Genomic DNA, 16,629 nt, shown 5'->3' with positions numbered 1-16,629 from the left:
AAACGCTTAATCAAAACCGTTATGCTCTGCGGTGGCGGCAAACCATTCTCCGCTTTTTTTCACCGTGCGCGTTTGGGTGGCTAAATCCAGTTGTACAAAACCATAGCGATTTTTATAGCCGTTCAGCCATGACCAGTTATCGATAAAGGTCCACATGTGGTAGCCAAGACAGTGACAGTCCTCGCTAATGCCTTTATGCAGCCATTTAAGATGCTCAGAAATAAAGTCAATCCGGTAATCATCGTGAATCTGTCCCGCTTGCACAAAACGCTGCTCGTTCTCAACGCCCATCCCGTTTTCGGAGATAAAACAGCGCGGATTGCCGTAATTATCCCGTAGGTTGGTAATGATGTCGTAAATTCCTGGCGCGTAAATTTCCCAGCCGCGGTAAGGGTTCATCTTGCGCCCCGGCATGTCGTAATAGTCAAATAACCATTCCGGCATAAACGGCGCTTGCGGATTCACCGCCGTATCACGGCATTTCACGCGGCGCGGCTGATAATAGTTAATCCCCAGTAAATCGATTTTGCCGTCGGCAATAAGCTGACGGTCGCCTGGCTGACAGGCAGGCAGCTGGTCATAGGTTTTCAGCAGCGCCACCAAGTCCGCCGGGTATTCTCCCTTTAATACCGGGTCAAGAAAACTGCGGTTGAATAACAGATCCGCATGATGCGCGGCTTGCACATCGGCGGGATGCTGCGAGCGTGGGTAGGACGGCGTCAGATTCAGCACTACGCCGATTTCACCGTCGTAGCGCCCGGCGCGCCAGGCGCGCACGGCGGTCGAGTGCGCCAGCACGGTATGGTACGCCACGGTGGCCGCACGTTTAAAATCCACCACATTGGGATAGTGGAAGTCGTACAAATAGCCGCCTTCCACCGGCACAATCGGCTCGTTAAAGGTAAACCAGTGCTTCACGCGGTCGCCAAACAAGGTAAAACACGTTTGCGCGTACCGACCAAACGCCTCTACGACGTCGCGATTTTCCCAGCCGCCTTTCTCCTGCATGACCATCGGCATATCAAAATGGAACAGCGTAATAAACGGCGTGATGCCCTGCGCCAGTAGCTCGTCGATGACGTGATTGTAGAAGCTCACCGCTTGTGGATTCACCTCGCCTACGCCGTCTGGAATGAGCCGCGCCCAGCTTAGTGAGGTGCGAAAACTGTTATGTTTTAACTGTTTCAGTAGCGCGATGTCTTGCTTCCAGTGGCGATAGAACGTTGAGGTTTCCGCTGGACCGACGCCCTGATGAAAACGACCCGGCTGGCGCTCGAACCACACATCCCACGTGGTCTGGCTTTTACCGCCATTCAGACTATCCCCTTCGGTTTGCAACGCTGAGCAGGCGCTGCCCCACCAGAAGTTATCGGGAAAACGATATCGCATTGTCGTGCTCCTTGATCGCGTAAATTCGCTCCAGAATACGCGCTTTTGGCGAACAGAAACCGGTTACAGTCCGCACTTTCGCGACCAAAAAACGGAAAAGGTGTGCTACATCTCCGGGCATTCCACCTTACCGAGAGCCTGCCAGTAGTTATGCTGATTGTTGCGCTCTATCGCGATCATCGCCTCCCGAATATGCTGCTGGTTCCCCTCGCTCGCCATGATTTTTTTCTCCCAGGCTTCATCGGTTAGCGCGCCTTTGGGCGTACACATTTTGCGCAAATCCTTTAAAATCGTATTTTTTTCATGCGCCGACTGGAGTGAGCTAAACGGAGAGTCGGCATACGTGACGCCCGGTAGCGCGACAAGTGTGGCAATAAGCAGAAGCGTTTTTCGTTTCATAAACGGTATCCTTATCGGTTTGCACTTTTTCAAGAGTAAGTGTAGACCGTGCGACGTTCACTCATCGGGGCGTGCTATCCGTTGGCGTTGAAGTCAGGCAAAAGTGGGAAGGCGGTTTCTCGCTGCGCCTTCACTTTCTTGCGTGGCAGAATAGTGTATGTTCTGACTACTCTTTTATTTCGTAAGCGGTAGTGTAATGAGACGTATTGAGATCGTACTGGGAGAGCTGGAACGGCTGACGCGCGGGCTATGTCTTGCCGATTTGGCGCAGGAGACGGCGTTTACGGCGGAGGCGATAGGTTTCAATCTTGGGCTGGCGCGTAACTCCGTCAGCAAAGATCTCAATCAGTTATGGAATGACGGCCTGGCAATCAAAAGCCGTGGCCGCCCGGTCTATTTTCTGCATCGCCAGGCGCTGGAAACGTTGCTGGGACGACAGCTGGAAGAGTCTGAACGCGAGGTGCGGTCGGTGGCGGATGTGCTGCCGCATGAAGAGCATTACGCGCCCGACGATCCGTTTACCAGCCTGATTGGTTACGATCGCAGCCTGCGCGATGCGGTAGAAAAAGGCCGTGCGGCGGTGCTCTATCCGCACGGTTTACACGTTCTGCTTACCGGGCCGTCCGGCGTCGGTAAAACCTTTTTTGCGGAACTGATGCACCGTTTCGCCTGTGAACAGGCGAGCGGCGCTATCCCGCCGCTGGTCTACTTTAACTGCGCGGAATACGCCCATAACCCGGAACTGCTCTCCTCGCATCTGTTTGGTCATCGGCAGGGGGCGTTTACCGGCGCGAATGAACATAAAACAGGCCTCGTGGAGCAGGCGGACGGTGGTTATCTGCTGCTGGACGAGGTGCACCGTCTGTCTTATGAAGGGCAGGAAAAGCTGTTCTCTATTCTGGATAAAGGCGAGTACCGTCCGCTTGGCGTGAGCAGCCAGCCGCGATCAATTTCGGTACGTCTGATTTGCGCCACTACCGAGCCGGTCGGGTCGGCGCTGTTACGTACTTTCCAGCGGCGTATTCAGGTATGCATTGATTTGCCGGGCATTCGCCAGCGCTCCGTTGAAGAACAGATCGAACTGATCGTGGGGTTCTTACAGCGGGAAAGCCGCAAAATAGAACGCACGGTCAGCATTGATAAACCGTTGTTGCTCTGGTTGCTGAATAAACCCCTGGAAGGCAATATCGGTCAGCTAAAAAGCGATATTCAGTTTCTCTGCGCTCAGGCGTGGGCATCGGGAATGACCGAGCATAACGACACGCTACAGCTGGATAAGCGGCTGGCGGAGATGTCGGTTAACCCGACGCCGGAACAGCGTCTATTGGTGGATACTCTGTTTGACGGTAAAGCGCGGCTAAATATAGACGCGCGCACGCTGCCCGCATTGAAGACGTCGCTGGCGACCGGGGCGGAAATTGAAGAGAGCGACCTCTTTTACAGCTTCCTGACGCGCGAATATGTTAATTTGCGCAACAGTAACGTCCCCCCGGCGGAGACGCTGGCGATCCTGAAAAATAAACTCAGCTCGATTTTTGAATACGGTCTCTACAGCCGCGACAGCGTGGCGCATCCGCCGCGCTATGGCGACCAGATTGAAGAGCGCGTGACGCTGCTGATTGGCTGCGTAGAGCAGGTGTTGGGCTTTTCGCTGCCGGAAAATCTGGTTAACCCACTGCGTAAACACTTCCTGGCGCTGATAGGCTACGTGCAGCGCGGCCTGATCCCGCAGCTTTACTCTTCCAGTTTGATCCTGGATCGCTGCAAAGACGAATATGACAACGCCACGCTGCTGTGTCGGAAAATCAACGAACTGTTGCATATTCAGTGTCCGGCGACGGAAGTGGTCTGGCTATGCCTGTTCCTGAAAGAGTGCCGCCATTATCGTCAGCGTATCGATGCCAGCCCCGACTGCGGGGTCATTTTGATCGCCCACGGCGCGACCACCGCCACCAGTCAGGCGCAATATGTAAACCGCGTGCTGGAGCGCGAGCTGTTCAGCGCCATCGACATGCCGTTTGAACAGTCGGTGCATGACACGCTGGAAACGCTGACCCAAATGATTCAAACCCGCCAATATCGGCGGCTTATCCTGTTGGTGGACATCGGTTCATTGATCCATTTCGGCAGTACGATCAGTAAGTTATTCCAGATAGATGTTTTGCTCATGCCGAATATCACGCTGACCAGTCTGCTGGAAGTCGGGCTGGATTTAAGCTATGAAACCAGCGACTTACCACAGTTGACGGCGCTCCTGCAGAGTAAAAATATCCCCTGCCAGCTTTGTACGCCGCAGCAGGAGAACGGCGGCAAAGTGCTGGTCATCTCCTGTATTACCGGCATGGGAACGGCGGAAAAAATCAAAAAGGTGCTGGAGGAGAGCTTTGGCGAACTGATGTCGCAGGACACCAGGATGGTGATCCTTGATTATAACGAGGTACGTAGCCTGGAGCGCGTTCAGCAGGCATTGAATGCCAGCGAGCGGCTGGCGGGGATTGTCGGCACTTTCCAGCCGGGGCTGCCGGATATTCCGTTTATTTCGCTGGAAGAGCTTTTCTCCGAACAAGGGCCGGAACTGGTGTTGAGCCTGTTAACGCCCGATCTGTCCAACGCTGAACGCCGTCTGGAGATGGAGCGCAGCGCCATGCGCTTTATCAGCGCGCTAACGATGGAGAGCATCATCAACCATATTTCCGTGCTTAACCCGCAGCGTATTCTGAAAGAGATGGAGGGCGTTTTTAACCATCTGACGTCTTCGCTTTCCCTGAAACCAAGCCGCCAGGTGACACTGCGCTTCCTGATCCACTGCTGCTGTATGGTAGAGCGTATTGTGATTAACCGAAAACCGTTACAGATGGCGCTGGAACGTCAGCCGAATCTGGACGCGCGCGCGTTTAGTGTCATCAAATCCGCTTTTCTGCCGATCGAAGACGCCTACGCCATCCGTTTATCGGATGCGGAATATTTTTATATCTACGAACTGCTCTATAGCTAATCCTTTTACTGGCGGGGCTTCGCGCCTCGCCAGACCTTTCTTCTTCCTCGCGTGACACAAATTCTGGCACAACCTTTGCTCTTCTGATGATGCGTTATGCCGGATAGCGGCGTAAACGCCTTATCCGGCCTACCGGGAGCGTCCTGTAGGCCCGGTAAGCGCAGTGCCACCGGGCAATATATGCCGGTGTTCTCATGTAATTGCGCCAGGAGGCCATTTTGACTACCACACAACCGTTGCCCCACATCCTGCTGCTGACGCATGGCGGCTGGGGACAACCGCTTTGCAACAGCCTGCGTATGGTCACGGGCGAAATTAAAGGCGTGACGGAAATCGCGCTAATGCCTGTCGATACGCTGGGCGAGTTTTATCAACGCGTCGAGGCCGTGGTGAAAACGCTGCCGGAAGGCTCGCTGATCCTGACGGATTTTGTCGGCGGCACGACGTCCAACGTCGCGGCGCGGCTAAGCGCCGATTATCCGGTGGCGGTGATTGCCGGATTGAATGCGTCGCTACTGCTGGAGGCGCTGGACAGGCGCGAACAAGGGATGCTAACCGCCTGCGTGGATGAGTTAGTTGAGGCCGGGCGTAGTAGCTGCCTGGATGTGGTCGCCCATGTACGTCAGCTACAACAATCACTCTAAGGAAAACATCATGGCCAATATCGTTTTATGCCGCATCGACAGCCGTCTCATTCATGGACAGGTTGTCACGAAGTGGGTCGGACAATCTCAGGCGAACCGGATAGCCGTTGTGAGTGATGAACTGGACGCCGATCCGTTTATGAAAAATATCTACCTGATGGCCGCGCCGCCAAATATCAAAGTGGATTGCTTCGGCAACCAGAGTTTTGCCGCCGCATGGAAAGAAAATCAGCTTGGCGACGGTAACGTGCTGGTGCTTTTTCCCTCACTGGCGGCGGTGCAGGACGCCATACAACTGGGCTTTGACGTCACCCGCATTCAGGTTGGCGGTCTCGGCGGCGGGCCAAACCGCAAAGCGGTTTTTCAGAATATTACGCTGGATGAAAAAGACGTCGGCATTCTTAACGACCTGAAAAACCGTGGCGTTCAGGTATTTTTCCAGACCATTCCGGAAGATAAGCCGCAGCCGCTCGACGATATCCTGAAAAAATTCTAACCCTTTAATAGACACAAAATCATTCTGGATGCATCGAGGCGGCAACTGAGTGAATCCCCTGGAGCTTACTAAAGTAAGTGACTGGGGTGAGCGAAGGCAGCCAACAAAGAGGCAGCCTGAAGGATGAAGTGTATAGGATAACACTATGGATACCTTACTCTTTGCAAGCCTGATGGGGTTGTATTACTGGTTTGCCCGTTTACGCCTCGGCTACACCTTCTCCGCGATGCTGTTACAACCGGTGGTGATCGCGGTATTTGTCGGGCTTTTGCTTGGCAATATGCAGACTGCGATGATCATCGGCGCAGGGATGCAGCTCGTTTATTTGGGCGTGACCTCAACGCCGGGCGGCAACGTGCCGTCGGACCCGGCGCTGGCGGCCTGTATCTCCATTCCTATCGCGGTGAAGGCCGGTATGGACCCAAACCTGGCGATCGCGCTGGCAATCCCGTTTGGCGTGATTGGCGTGTTTCTCGATCAGCTTAGGCGCACGCTGAACGCCGCCTGGGTGCATATGGCGGATAAACACGCGGAAACGGCAAACATGGCGGGCATCATGCGTTGCGCCTTTCTTTACCCGGCATTGCTGGGGCTGGTGCTGCGCTTCCCGGTGGTCTTTGCCGCTAACTACTTTGGCCAGGATGTGGTGGAAAGTTTCCTTAAACTGATGCCGCACTGGTTAACCCACTCCTTTGAAATCATGGGCGGCATTCTGCCGGCGCTGGGCTTTGCCATCACCATTATGGTGATCGGTAAAAAGAGCCTGTTGCCGTGGTTTATCGGCGGGTTCTTCGCGGTGTTATACCTCAAGGTCGACATCATGGCGATGGCCATCTTCGGCACCTGTGTCGCCTTCCTGATTAAAGGCCTGGCGAAAAATGAAGGAGCAGCATGATGAGCAGTGACGTAATGCAACATGAACTGGTTGAGCGTGCGCGGGAAAGCGGGGCGCTGACCAAAGCAGATATCACCAAAGCCTGGTTTATCTACTGGCTGGGCGCCGAGGTTTCCAGCTCCTATGAGCGCTTACAAAGCCTGATTTTCTGCGCCTCGATGACGCCGATCATCAAAAAACTTTACCCACAAAAAGAGGAGCAGGTAGAAGCGCTAAAACGCCACCTTAACTTCTTTAACTCCGAGCAGACCTTCGGCGCGGTGATTCAGGGCATCTCTATTGCCATGGAAGAACAAAAAACGCGCGGCGAGCCGATTAACGACTCGTCTATCACCGGCATTAAAACGGGCCTGATGGGGCCGCTTGCCGGGATGGGCGACTCGATTATCTGGGCGGCGGTGATGCCGCTGTTGATAGCGATCTTTATTCCGTTCGCGGCAAATGGCAGCGCGATGGGCGGTATTATCCCGCTGATTCTCTACCCGGCGATCACCCTGGCGATCAGCTACGGCATGGTCCACAAGGGATATACGCTGGGGCGTGATTCGATTATCGGCCTGCTGCAAGGGGGGCGAATCAAAGAACTGATCTACGGGGCCAACGTGCTGGGTTTGATCATGATGGGCGCGCTTTCCGCCAGCTACGTCAAAATCACCACGCCGTTAAAAATTAGCGCTTTGAAAGGATCTGAAGTGGTGGTTCAGCAGATCCTCGACTCTATCGCGCCGGGCTTACTGCCACTGGCGGCGGTATTCGCCATCTACTTCTATCTGGTAAAAAAAGGGCCGCGCTACACCACCATTTTGCTGTCGATTGTCGCACTGAGCATAGTCTGTTCGTTGTTGGGAGTGCTGTAAATCATGACGCCGAATATCTATCAACAACTGGGGTTGAAAAAGGTCATTAACGCCTGCGGCAAAATGACCATTCTGGGCGTCTCAAGCGTCGCGCCGGAGGTCATGCAGGCCACCGCGCGCGCGGCTTCCGCTTTCGTCGAGATTGATGCGCTGGTGGAAAAAAACGGCGAACTGGTATCGCGCTATACGGGTGCTGAAGATAGCTATATCACCTCGTGCGCCTCGGCGGGTATTGCCATTGCCGTCGCTGCCGCTATCACCCACGGCGATCGGGCGCGCGTCGCCCTGATGCCGGACAGTACCGGTATGGCCAATGAGGTAGTGATGCTGCGCGGGCATAATGTGGACTACGGCGCGCCAGTCACCAGCGCCATTCGTCTTGGCGGCGGGCGCATAGTGGAAGTGGGGTCGAGCAATCTGGCGGCCCGCTGGCAGCTGGAAAGCGCCATTAACGAAAAGACCGCCGCGCTACTGTATGTGAAATCACACCATTGCGTACAGAAAGGCATGTTGAGCATTGACGATTTTGTACAGGTGGCGCAGGCCAACCACCTGCCGTTGATTGTCGATGCCGCGGCGGAAGAGGATTTGCGCGGCTGGGTGGCGAGCGGCGCGGATATGGTTATCTATAGCGGCGCGAAAGCCTTTAATGCGCCAACCTCCGGCTTTATCACTGGTAAGAAAACGTGGATTGCCGCCTGCAAAGCGCAGCACCAGGGGATTGCCAGGGCAATGAAAATCGGCAAGGAAAACATGGTTGGGCTGGTGTATGCGCTGGAGAATTACCACCAGGGCCAGACGACCGTGACCGCAGCACAGTTACAGCCGGTCGCGGAAGCGATTTCCGCCATCCATGGACTTTATGCCGATATCGAACAGGATGAGGCCGGGCGTGCAATCTGGCGTATTCGTGTGCGGGTGAACGCATCTGAATTGGGGCTGAACGCGCAGGACGTCGAAGCGCAGTTGCGCGGCGGCGAGATAGCGATTTACGCCCGCAAATATCAGCTTCATCAGGGGGTTTTTAGCCTCGATCCACGCACGGTAGCCGAAGGGGAAATGGCATTGATTGTGGCGCGACTCAGGGAGATTGCAGAACATGCAGCAGATTAATTTTTATCGTCAGCGGGTAGCGATTAACGTGCTGGCAAAGGATATCGCCAACGCGAAGGCTATCTATGAAGCCGCCGAAGGCCATGCGGTCATTGGCGTACTTTCCGCGCAGTTCGCTACGGTAGAAGAGGGCGTGCCGGAGGTGAAACGCTGGATGGCGGAGGTGCCGTCAATTTCTGTCGGCCTGGGCGCAGGCGACCCGGCGCAGTACTACAAAGCGGCGATGATTGCCGCCCATACTCACCCGGCCCATGTCAACCAGACCTTTACCGGCAGCGGCTTCGCAGCGGGCGCACTGGCGGCGACAGGCGGCGAGCAAACACATATTAATGCCCTGGTCAGCCCGACGGGAACGCCTGGCGAGGTGGTGATTTCTACCGGCATCAGCAGCAGCCAGGGAACGCCAGCCCGCGTTTCCTGTGAAGCGGCGGTACGCATGATGCAGGATATGGGCGCACATGCGGCGAAGTTTTTCCCGATGGGCGGCGAAAAGTCGTTACCGGAACTCTATGCGCTGGCGACAACCGCCGCCCGCCACGGCATGACGCTCATCGAGCCGACCGGCGGTATCTCACTGGATAATTTCGGTATTATCCTGCAAACCTGCCTGGAAGCAGGCGTGCCGCGCGTCATGCCGCATGTTTACAGCTCGATTATCGATCCGCAAACCGGCAATACGCGCCCCGAAGACGTCATTCGGTTGATGGAGATAGTCAAAGCGCTGGTGTGAGATTTATCGCCGAAGAGCGCTACGTTTACCGGGCCTACAGATGACGTGTATTTGTAGGCCCGGTTAGCGTTACGCTACCGGGCGATAATGCGTAGCAGGCTGGGCAAAAATGTACGTATTGCAGCCGTCAGTGATTCCCTTTCGAGCCTCCTCGCAGGGTTAAATTTTCCTGAATGCTGTCTGTATTTTTGGCGAGTACAGTGGCGTCATCTTATTCCTCAGGTGGCGGATCGCCATGAAAAAAAGCCCCACGTCCACGCCTCATGATGCGGTATTCAAAACGTTTTTACGCCATCCGGATACCGCGCGGGATTTTCTCAATATTCATCTTCCCCATTCGCTAAGAATACGTTGCGATCTGACGACGTTAAAACTGGCGCCGGACAGTTTTATCGAGAAAAATTTACGCGCGTTTTATTCCGACGTCCTTTGGTCGCTAAAAACGTGTGAAGGCGACGGTTATATCTATGTCGTTATAGAGCATCAGAGTACGCCGGACGCGCATATGGCGTTTCGGTTAATGCGTTACGCGACTGCCGCGATGCAGCGCCATCTGGATGCTGGCCATAAAACGTTACCGCTGGTGATTCCCATGCTGTTTTACCATGGCGCGAAAAGCCCGTATCCCTTTTCGCTGTGCTGGCTGGATGAGTTTGACGATCCTGCACTGGCGCGTCAGCTTTATGCGACGGCATTTCCACTGGTAGACATTACGGTGGTGCCGGATAACGAGATTATGCAGCATCGACGTATCGCGATGCTGGAGCTGGTACAAAAGCATATACGTCAGCGCGACCTGATGGGATTGGTCGAGCGCTTAGCGGTACTTCTGATTACGGGAAACGCTAATGACAGTCAGCTAAAAGCGCTGTTTAATTATTTGCTAATACAGCATGGCAGCACGCCTCGTTTTGGCAAGTTTATCCGCGAGGTGGCGCGTCGTGTTCCCCAACACAAGGAGAGATTAATGACGATCGTAGACAGAATACGTGAATCGGGGCGCAGAAAAGGTAAGCGTGAAGGCGTGCAACAAGGCATACAGCAAGGTATACATCAAGGTAAGCAGGAGGAAGCCTTGCGTATTGCGCATACGATGCTGGAACAGGGGATCGATCGGCAGATGGTGCTGATGATTACCGGGCTTTCTGACGAAGAGATTAAGGCAAAGCGCCATTAAACTTTTCCCTCTTCCGCCCGGTCATCGTGATTATCAACAGCGTTAAGCGGCCCGCGCGCGTCGACGGGAATCGAGGGAGATCAGAATCACTGACGAGAGAATGAGCAGCGTGCCCAGCCAGTCCGGCAAGGTAAAACTAATCCCCAACAGCAGCAGCGACAGCAGGGCGCTGCTTAACGGTTCCGCGCAGCTTAAAATGCTGGCTTTGGGGCCACCAATCAGTTGCGCGCCTTTCAAATACAGGCTGAACGTCAGCGACGTACCGATCACCACAAGGTAGAAAAAGGCCAGAATCAGGCTGCCGCTCACCGCAAAGTGCGTTCCTTCTTTAGCGTAGAAGGGCAGCAGAATAAGGCCGCCAAAGGACATACTCCAGCCGACCACTGGCAGTGTGCCGTATTGGGCGATTAGCCTGGAAGGCCAGGTCGTATAAAAGGCGGCGGCAAATGCGGAGGCGATACCCCAGAACAGCGCGCCTGAAGAGATCGACAGCGATGTTGGATTGCCGTGAGTCACCAGTAAAAAGGTGCCGATAAGCGATGTAAGAATGGCGGTTAAGACCAGAATGCCTGGTCGTGTTCTTCGCGCTAATGCAAACCACGCGACAATAATGGTCGGCGATAAAAATTGCAGCACTGTCGCGGTGGCGGCATTGGATTTTTCTATCGTGAGCAGGAAGGTTAGCTGAACGGTGAGCGCGCCCACCACGGAGAAAACCAGCAGACTCAGTGCATCTTTGCGGTTTTTAAGAATTGAAAATATCTTATCGCCGTGCATAAAGGAGAAGGTCACCAGTATCAGCCCGGCGAATAACAAACGTATCATCGTCAGGAACTGTGACGACATACGGCTTTGCTCCATGATGTACTGCGCGCAAACGCCTGAACTCCCCCACAATACGGCGGCAATCAGGACGTTTAGCATCCCTTTTCTGGTGGAACCCATTTTTTCCTCGTCATGTTGTTTTATTTTTTTACGTGCAGGCATCATAACAGAGCTATCGCCAGCATTAAGCAGGAATTTATTGTTTAATGATTTCAGACGAGCCTGTTATTGACATAATATTGTCATTTTTTTGTCATAGGAAAATATCAAACAAACTTAAACAAATCGTCACTATCCCCGCCTTTGCACTTTACAGAACATATTGACTGACTATAATAAGCGCAAATTCATGCAGGAGTAATATGTTGGACAGTCACTTTTACGTAAATCATCTGGCAAGTTAACGCACGCTATTCCTGCGCTGCTTGCCGAACCGGTGGGCAGCAATCTCCCCTTGTGACGATTGTCATCCCAATAATGTTACAACACGCGCATTGTCGCGAGGTAATCGTCATGTTCATGTTTAAACACGCTTTATTTCCTCCGCCGTTAACACGACGCTAATTGCCTCAGGGCAGAAATTTGTCGTGTGCTAAATATAGCACGTACTTATTCTTCCAGAAAAAATGGAGGAACGTATGTTAATGTTTCCTTATATTTTAAATTTACTGGCCGCTATGCTGTTGGGCGCGCTGATTGGCGCGGAAAGACAATGGCGTCAACGTATGGCGGGATTACGCACTAATGCGCTGGTGGCGACAGGCGCCGCCGTTTTTATTCTGAGCTCCATGACGACATCGCCAGACAGCCCCGGGCGAATTGCGGCGCAGATTGTCTCTGGGATTGGCTTTCTGGGGGCGGGCGTCATCATGCGCGAAGGGATGAATGTGCGCGGGCTGAACACTGCGGCAACGCTATGGTGTTCGGCGGGCATCGGCGTGTTATGCGGCTTAGGGCAGTTCAAAAATGCGCTGGCGGCGACGATCATTATTCTTTGTGCCAATATTTTACTGCGTGAAGCGGCGCAGCGTATAAATCAACTCCCGGTATCCGCCGAGGGAGAAAAACGTTATATCCTGAAAGTAACCTGTAATAAAGAAGATGAGAGCGAGGTTCGTCAGTGGTTACTGAATATCGTAAAAGAGGCCGCGATCTGTTTACAAGGGTTAGGTTCGGTCCCCGCTCAGGAACAGGGCTATAAAGAAATTCGTGCCGAGCTCGTGGGTCATGCTGATTATCGTAAAACGCGAGAACTGATTATATCCAGAATAGGTGATAACGATAATATCACCGCAATTCACTGGAGCATTGATAGTCAATAATAGTTTTTTATTCAATTGCAACATTACGCCAGGCGTATAAGGAGGGAATGATGGATATTCCCGAGTCGATAAAATAAAACCCACTCAAAATAGTGAGTAAGCAATAACCTTTTTTATGCATAGATAATTCTCCCGGGGCATTCACCTTCAAATCGTGAGTTTACTATTCCCTGGGCGTGATATGCAGGAAACACTACACCTTAATTTTGGGGATTCATCATGACTGACATGAACATTGAAAACCGGAAACTCAATCGCCCGGCGTCAGAAAATGATAAGCAGCATAAAAAAGTATTTCCGATCGAAGCGGAAGCTTTTCATAGCCCGGAGGAGACACTGGCGCGGCTGAACAGCCATCGTCAGGGCCTCACGATAGAAGAGGCCAGCGAACGGTTGAAAGTGTATGGGCGCAATGAAGTGGCGCATGAGCAAGTTCCTCCGGTGCTGGTTCAGCTTCTGCAGGCATTCAATAACCCGTTTATTTACGTTCTGATGGCACTGGCAGGGGTCAGTTTCATCACGGATTACTGGCTCCCGTTACGCCGTGGCGAAGAGACCGATCTCACCGGCGTGCTGATTATTCTGACGATGGTCAGTTTGAGCGGGTTATTGCGTTTCTGGCAGGAGTTTCGCACTAACAGAGCAGCACAGGCGCTGAAAAAGATGGTTCGCACCACCGCCACGGTGTTGCGTCGTGGGCCGGGCAATATAGGCGCGGTGCAGGAAGAGATTCCCATTGAAGAACTGGTGCCGGGCGATGTGGTTTTTCTGGCCGCAGGCGATCTGGTGCCCGCCGACGTTCGACTGCTGGCGTCGCGCGATCTCTTTATCAGCCAGTCAATTCTTAGTGGTGAATCATTACCCGTAGAAAAATACGATGTTATGGCTGATGTGGCAGGTAAAGACAGCGAGCAATTGCCTGATAAAGATAAAAGCCTGCTAGATTTGGGCAATATCTGTCTGATGGGAACCAATGTAACCAGCGGCAGAGCGCAAGCGGTCGTGGTCGCGACGGGAAGCCGTACCTGGTTCGGCTCGCTGGCGAAATCCATTGTGGGTACGCGTACCCAGACGGCTTTCGATCGCGGAGTCAACAGCGTGAGCTGGCTGTTGATACGCTTTATGCTGATCATGGTACCGGTTGTCCTGCTGATCAATGGTTTCAGTAAGGGAGACTGGGTAGAGGCTTCGCTGTTCGCGCTGGCGGTTGCGGTGGGGTTGACGCCGGAAATGTTGCCCATGATTGTCAGTTCCAACCTGGCAAAAGGCGCGATTGCGATGTCGCGGCGCAAAGTGATCGTCAAGCGCCTGAACGCTATTCAAAACTTCGGCGCGATGGATGTGCTGTGTACAGATAAAACCGGCACCTTAACCCAGGACAATATTTTTCTGGAGCATCATCTGGATGTGAGCGGTGTAAAAAGCAGCCGGGTATTGATGCTGGCCTGGCTGAATAGTAGCAGCCAGAGCGGCGCCCGGAATGTGATGGATCGCGCCATACTGCGTTTTGGCGAGGGGCGAATTGCACCATCGACAAAAGCGCGCTTCATTAAACGCGATGAACTGCCATTCGACTTTGTACGTCGCCGGGTATCGGTCCTGGTGGAGGATACGCAGCATGGAGACAGATGCCTGATCTGCAAAGGCGCTGTTGAAGAGATGATGATGGTAGCCACCCATCTTCGCGAAGGCGATCGTGTGGTGGCGCTGACGGAAACACGCCGCGAGCTGCTGCTGGCGAAAACCGAAGATTACAATGCTCAGGGATTCCGTGTATTGCTGATAGCGACACGTAAGCTGGATGGTTCCGGGAACAATCCGACATTAAGTGTGGAGGATGAGACCGAACTTACCATCGAAGGGATGCTCACTTTTCTCGATCCGCCGAAAGAGAGCGCCGGAAAAGCTATTGCCGCGTTGCGGGATAACGGCGTGGCGGTCAAAGTCCTCACCGGCGATAATCCGGTCGTGACGGCGCGTATCTGTCTGGAAGTGGGTATTGATACGCACGATATCCTGACCGGAACCCAGGTTGAGGCGATGTCGGATGCCGAACTGGTGTCTGAAGTGGAGAAACGCGCAGTATTCGCCCGGCTGACGCCGTTACAAAAAACGCGTATTTTGCAAGCGCTACAGAAAAATGGTCATACCGTTGGTTTTCTTGGAGATGGGATCAACGACGCGCCCGCGCTTCGTGATGCGGATGTGGGAATTTCCGTCGATAGCGCCGCCGATATTGCTAAAGAGTCATCAGATATTATTCTGCTGGAAAAAGATCTCATGGTGCTTGAGGAAGGCGTTATCAAAGGGCGGGAAACCTTTGGCAATATCATTAAATATCTGAATATGACCGCCAGCTCTAATTTCGGCAATGTTTTTTCGGTACTGGTAGCCAGCGCGTTTATTCCGTTTCTGCCGATGCTGGCGATTCATCTGTTGATCCAGAATTTGATGTACGATATTTCGCAGTTGTCGTTGCCGTGGGACAAAATGGATAAAGAGTTCCTGCGTAAGCCGCGGAAATGGGACGCGAAAAATATTGGTCGTTTTATGCTATGGATTGGCCCAACGTCTTCTATTTTCGATATCACAACCTTTGCGTTGATGTGGTACGTCTTTGCGGCTAATAACGTAGAGGCGCAGGCGCTCTTCCAGTCCGGCTGGTTTATTGAGGGGCTACTCTCGCAGACACTGGTCGTGCATATGCTAAGGACGCAGAAAATACCGTTTATCCAAAGTCGGGCGACGTTGCCGGTATTATTGACGACCGGCTTGATTATGGCGATAGGCATTTATATTCCATTCTCACCTCTGGGCGCGATGGTTGGACTGGAGCCGCTGCCACTGAGCTACTTCCCGTGGTTGGTGGCGACATTATTGAGCTACTGTCTGGTGGCGCAAGGCATGAAGCGCTTTTATATCAAACGCTTTGGCCAGTGGTTTTAATGATGTTTGAGGATCGCCCAGATGAATCGCTCACCCGATAAAATCATCGCGCTGATATTTTTACTGATTAGCCTGTTGGTGTTGTGTTTAGCCCTCTGGCAAATCGTTTTATAACGAGGTGACGCCATGCAAAAAAGAGGGTTGGACAAAATTTTTTATCAGGTTGTCCTGATAGCAATCATCCTGATTTTACTGACTATCTGGATACGATAAGCTGCTGTTGGCGAGCCCCGCTTAAAATAAGAATCAATGTAGTTGTTCTTTTTATGGCGGGGCGCTATTTTCATGGTATCCCACATCAGAAGGGCAATATCATGAATAATCGTCGTGGTTTAACCGCCGTCCTGGCGACGTTGATTACGTTTTCCCTGAGCGCTACGCCTGTGCTGGCGAATCCGGGAAATGGCAATGGCGGCGGACATGGTAATAACGCGGCTAATCAGGGTAATAACGGTAACGGACATAAAGGAAATGCCGGGCAAAAAACGGAACACCGTAAAAATGGCGGTAAACCGGATCACGTCGAGTCGGACATTAGCTATGCTGTCGCCAGGCAACTGGCAGTGAATTTAGGGCTGACGGGTTATCAGTCTTTACCTCCGGGGATTGCGAAAAATCTGGCGAGAGGAAAACCGCTGCCGCCGGGAATCGCTAAAAAAACGGTGCCGACGTCTATGCTGGGACAATTACCTTATTATCCGGGCTATGAGTGGAAAATCGTTGGGGATAATCTGGTGCTGATCGCGCTCAGTACCGCGGTGGTCACGGCGATTATTAATGGCGTATTTGATTAAGAGCCTATCCCACCAGGCGTTATTGGCGCAGCCAGTTTGGACACGGA

General features: G+C 53.1%; 16 protein-coding genes. 13 read left to right on the top strand and 3 right to left on the bottom strand.

Annotated features, from left to right (window positions below; all coding sequences use genetic code 11):
• Positions 1-6: 6 nt before the first annotated feature.
• The gene (locus tag ACLJQJ_RS19735; protein WP_063809631.1) at positions 7-1,389 is read right to left on the bottom strand and encodes a glycoside hydrolase family 1 protein; all 1,383 of its coding nucleotides are present in this window, start codon (positions 1,387-1,389) and stop codon (positions 7-9) included.
• Between the two features lie 105 nt (positions 1,390-1,494).
• Positions 1,495-1,788, bottom strand: a complete 294-nt coding sequence (locus ACLJQJ_RS19730) for a YicS family protein (protein WP_000824217.1) — start codon at positions 1,786-1,788, stop codon at positions 1,495-1,497.
• A 196-nt stretch (positions 1,789-1,984) separates the two neighbouring features.
• Between ACLJQJ_RS19730 and dagR the strand changes: the two genes are divergently transcribed.
• The 8 genes from dagR to ACLJQJ_RS19690 all read left to right on the top strand — a co-directional run bounded on the left by dagR (position 1,985) and on the right by ACLJQJ_RS19690 (position 10,695).
• Positions 1,985-4,783: a transcriptional regulator DagR gene (gene dagR / locus ACLJQJ_RS19725; protein ID WP_023137574.1), complete on the top strand. Its 2,799-nt coding sequence runs from the start codon at positions 1,985-1,987 to the stop codon at positions 4,781-4,783.
• A gap of 218 nt (positions 4,784-5,001) precedes the next feature.
• Positions 5,002-5,427, top strand: a complete 426-nt coding sequence (locus ACLJQJ_RS19720) for a PTS sugar transporter subunit IIA (protein WP_000214106.1) — start codon at positions 5,002-5,004, stop codon at positions 5,425-5,427.
• Positions 5,428-5,437: 10 nt separating this feature from the next.
• Positions 5,438-5,923, top strand: a complete 486-nt coding sequence (locus tag ACLJQJ_RS19715) for a PTS system mannose/fructose/N-acetylgalactosamine-transporter subunit IIB (protein ID WP_001284295.1) — start codon at positions 5,438-5,440, stop codon at positions 5,921-5,923.
• Positions 5,924-6,068: 145 nt separating this feature from the next.
• Positions 6,069-6,818, top strand: coding sequence for a PTS mannose/fructose/sorbose/N-acetylgalactosamine transporter subunit IIC (locus ACLJQJ_RS19710; protein ID WP_000380259.1), 750 nt, complete (start codon positions 6,069-6,071; stop codon positions 6,816-6,818).
• A complete protein-coding gene (locus ACLJQJ_RS19705; RefSeq protein WP_001526325.1) occupies positions 6,815-7,675 on the top strand; it encodes a PTS system mannose/fructose/sorbose family transporter subunit IID in 861 nt (286 codons plus the stop codon). Before ACLJQJ_RS19710 ends, ACLJQJ_RS19705 begins: the two co-directional genes overlap by 4 nt.
• 3 nt (positions 7,676-7,678) lie before the next feature.
• Positions 7,679-8,788 (top strand): D-glucosaminate-6-phosphate ammonia lyase, encoded by a 1,110-nt coding sequence (dgaE, locus tag ACLJQJ_RS19700; protein ID WP_063809632.1) that lies wholly within the window; start codon positions 7,679-7,681, stop codon positions 8,786-8,788.
• Positions 8,775-9,518 carry a 2-dehydro-3-deoxy-phosphogluconate aldolase gene (gene dagF / locus ACLJQJ_RS19695; RefSeq protein WP_063809633.1) on the top strand — a complete coding sequence of 248 codons (744 nt, stop codon included), beginning with the start codon at positions 8,775-8,777 and terminating at the stop codon, positions 9,516-9,518. The genes dgaE and dagF overlap by 14 nt, the downstream gene beginning before the upstream one ends.
• A gap of 235 nt (positions 9,519-9,753) precedes the next feature.
• Positions 9,754-10,695: an Rpn family recombination-promoting nuclease/putative transposase gene (locus tag ACLJQJ_RS19690; protein WP_000749539.1), complete on the top strand. Its 942-nt coding sequence runs from the start codon at positions 9,754-9,756 to the stop codon at positions 10,693-10,695.
• A gap of 42 nt (positions 10,696-10,737) precedes the next feature.
• Here ACLJQJ_RS19690 and ACLJQJ_RS19685 read toward each other — a convergent pair whose 3' ends face one another.
• Complete coding sequence (locus tag ACLJQJ_RS19685) at positions 10,738-11,640, bottom strand: EamA family transporter (RefSeq protein ID WP_074182085.1); 903 nt, start codon at positions 11,638-11,640, stop codon at positions 10,738-10,740.
• Positions 11,641-12,146: 506 nt separating this feature from the next.
• Here ACLJQJ_RS19685 and ACLJQJ_RS19680 point away from each other — a divergent pair.
• The 5 genes from ACLJQJ_RS19680 to cigR all read left to right on the top strand — a co-directional run bounded on the left by ACLJQJ_RS19680 (position 12,147) and on the right by cigR (position 16,582).
• Positions 12,147-12,842 (top strand): MgtC family protein, encoded by a 696-nt coding sequence (locus ACLJQJ_RS19680; RefSeq protein ID WP_000392700.1) that lies wholly within the window; start codon positions 12,147-12,149, stop codon positions 12,840-12,842.
• A 219-nt stretch (positions 12,843-13,061) separates the two neighbouring features.
• Positions 13,062-15,788 carry a magnesium-translocating P-type ATPase gene (gene mgtA, locus ACLJQJ_RS19675; RefSeq protein ID WP_063809635.1) on the top strand — a complete coding sequence of 909 codons (2,727 nt, stop codon included), beginning with the start codon at positions 13,062-13,064 and terminating at the stop codon, positions 15,786-15,788.
• A 21-nt stretch (positions 15,789-15,809) separates the two neighbouring features.
• Positions 15,810-15,902 (top strand): protein MgtR, encoded by a 93-nt coding sequence (gene mgtR, locus ACLJQJ_RS19670; RefSeq protein WP_001082118.1) that lies wholly within the window; start codon positions 15,810-15,812, stop codon positions 15,900-15,902.
• A gap of 12 nt (positions 15,903-15,914) precedes the next feature.
• The gene (gene mgtU, locus ACLJQJ_RS19665; RefSeq protein ID WP_252515021.1) at positions 15,915-16,001 is read left to right on the top strand and encodes a magnesium transporter protection protein MgtU; all 87 of its coding nucleotides are present in this window, start codon (positions 15,915-15,917) and stop codon (positions 15,999-16,001) included.
• 101 nt (positions 16,002-16,102) lie between these two features.
• Positions 16,103-16,582 (top strand): anti-virulence regulatory inner membrane protein CigR, encoded by a 480-nt coding sequence (gene cigR, locus ACLJQJ_RS19660; RefSeq protein ID WP_001065325.1) that lies wholly within the window; start codon positions 16,103-16,105, stop codon positions 16,580-16,582.
• The last annotated feature ends 47 nt before the right edge of the window (positions 16,583-16,629 follow it).

Source organism: Salmonella sp. SAL04202, from assembly GCF_046550775.1.
GTDB lineage: Bacteria > Pseudomonadota > Gammaproteobacteria > Enterobacterales > Enterobacteriaceae > Salmonella > Salmonella enterica.
Note: the sequence above shows the minus strand (reverse complement) of the source record. Positions and strands in the feature narration are given on the sequence as shown.

Excerpts from the sequence above, each read along its gene's own strand:
- cigR (WP_001065325.1), top strand. The coding sequence starts at position 16,103 with ATGAATAATCGTCGTGGTTTAACCGCCGTCCTGGCGACGTTGATTACG.
- ACLJQJ_RS19735 (WP_063809631.1), bottom strand. The coding sequence starts at position 1,389 with ATGCGATATCGTTTTCCCGATAACTTCTGGTGGGGCAGCGCCTGCTCA.
- dgaE (WP_063809632.1), top strand. The coding sequence starts at position 7,679 with ATGACGCCGAATATCTATCAACAACTGGGGTTGAAAAAGGTCATTAAC.
- dagF (WP_063809633.1), top strand. The coding sequence starts at position 8,775 with ATGCAGCAGATTAATTTTTATCGTCAGCGGGTAGCGATTAACGTGCTG.
- mgtA (WP_063809635.1), top strand. The coding sequence starts at position 13,062 with ATGACTGACATGAACATTGAAAACCGGAAACTCAATCGCCCGGCGTCA.
- ACLJQJ_RS19690 (WP_000749539.1), top strand. The coding sequence starts at position 9,754 with ATGAAAAAAAGCCCCACGTCCACGCCTCATGATGCGGTATTCAAAACG.
- ACLJQJ_RS19680 (WP_000392700.1), top strand. The coding sequence starts at position 12,147 with ATGGAGGAACGTATGTTAATGTTTCCTTATATTTTAAATTTACTGGCC.
- dagR (WP_023137574.1), top strand. The coding sequence starts at position 1,985 with ATGAGACGTATTGAGATCGTACTGGGAGAGCTGGAACGGCTGACGCGC.
- mgtR (WP_001082118.1), top strand. The coding sequence starts at position 15,810 with ATGAATCGCTCACCCGATAAAATCATCGCGCTGATATTTTTACTGATT.
- mgtU (WP_252515021.1), top strand. The coding sequence starts at position 15,915 with ATGCAAAAAAGAGGGTTGGACAAAATTTTTTATCAGGTTGTCCTGATA.
- ACLJQJ_RS19710 (WP_000380259.1), top strand. The coding sequence starts at position 6,069 with ATGGATACCTTACTCTTTGCAAGCCTGATGGGGTTGTATTACTGGTTT.
- ACLJQJ_RS19730 (WP_000824217.1), bottom strand. The coding sequence starts at position 1,788 with ATGAAACGAAAAACGCTTCTGCTTATTGCCACACTTGTCGCGCTACCG.
- ACLJQJ_RS19715 (WP_001284295.1), top strand. The coding sequence starts at position 5,438 with ATGGCCAATATCGTTTTATGCCGCATCGACAGCCGTCTCATTCATGGA.
- ACLJQJ_RS19705 (WP_001526325.1), top strand. The coding sequence starts at position 6,815 with ATGATGAGCAGTGACGTAATGCAACATGAACTGGTTGAGCGTGCGCGG.
- ACLJQJ_RS19685 (WP_074182085.1), bottom strand. The coding sequence starts at position 11,640 with ATGGGTTCCACCAGAAAAGGGATGCTAAACGTCCTGATTGCCGCCGTA.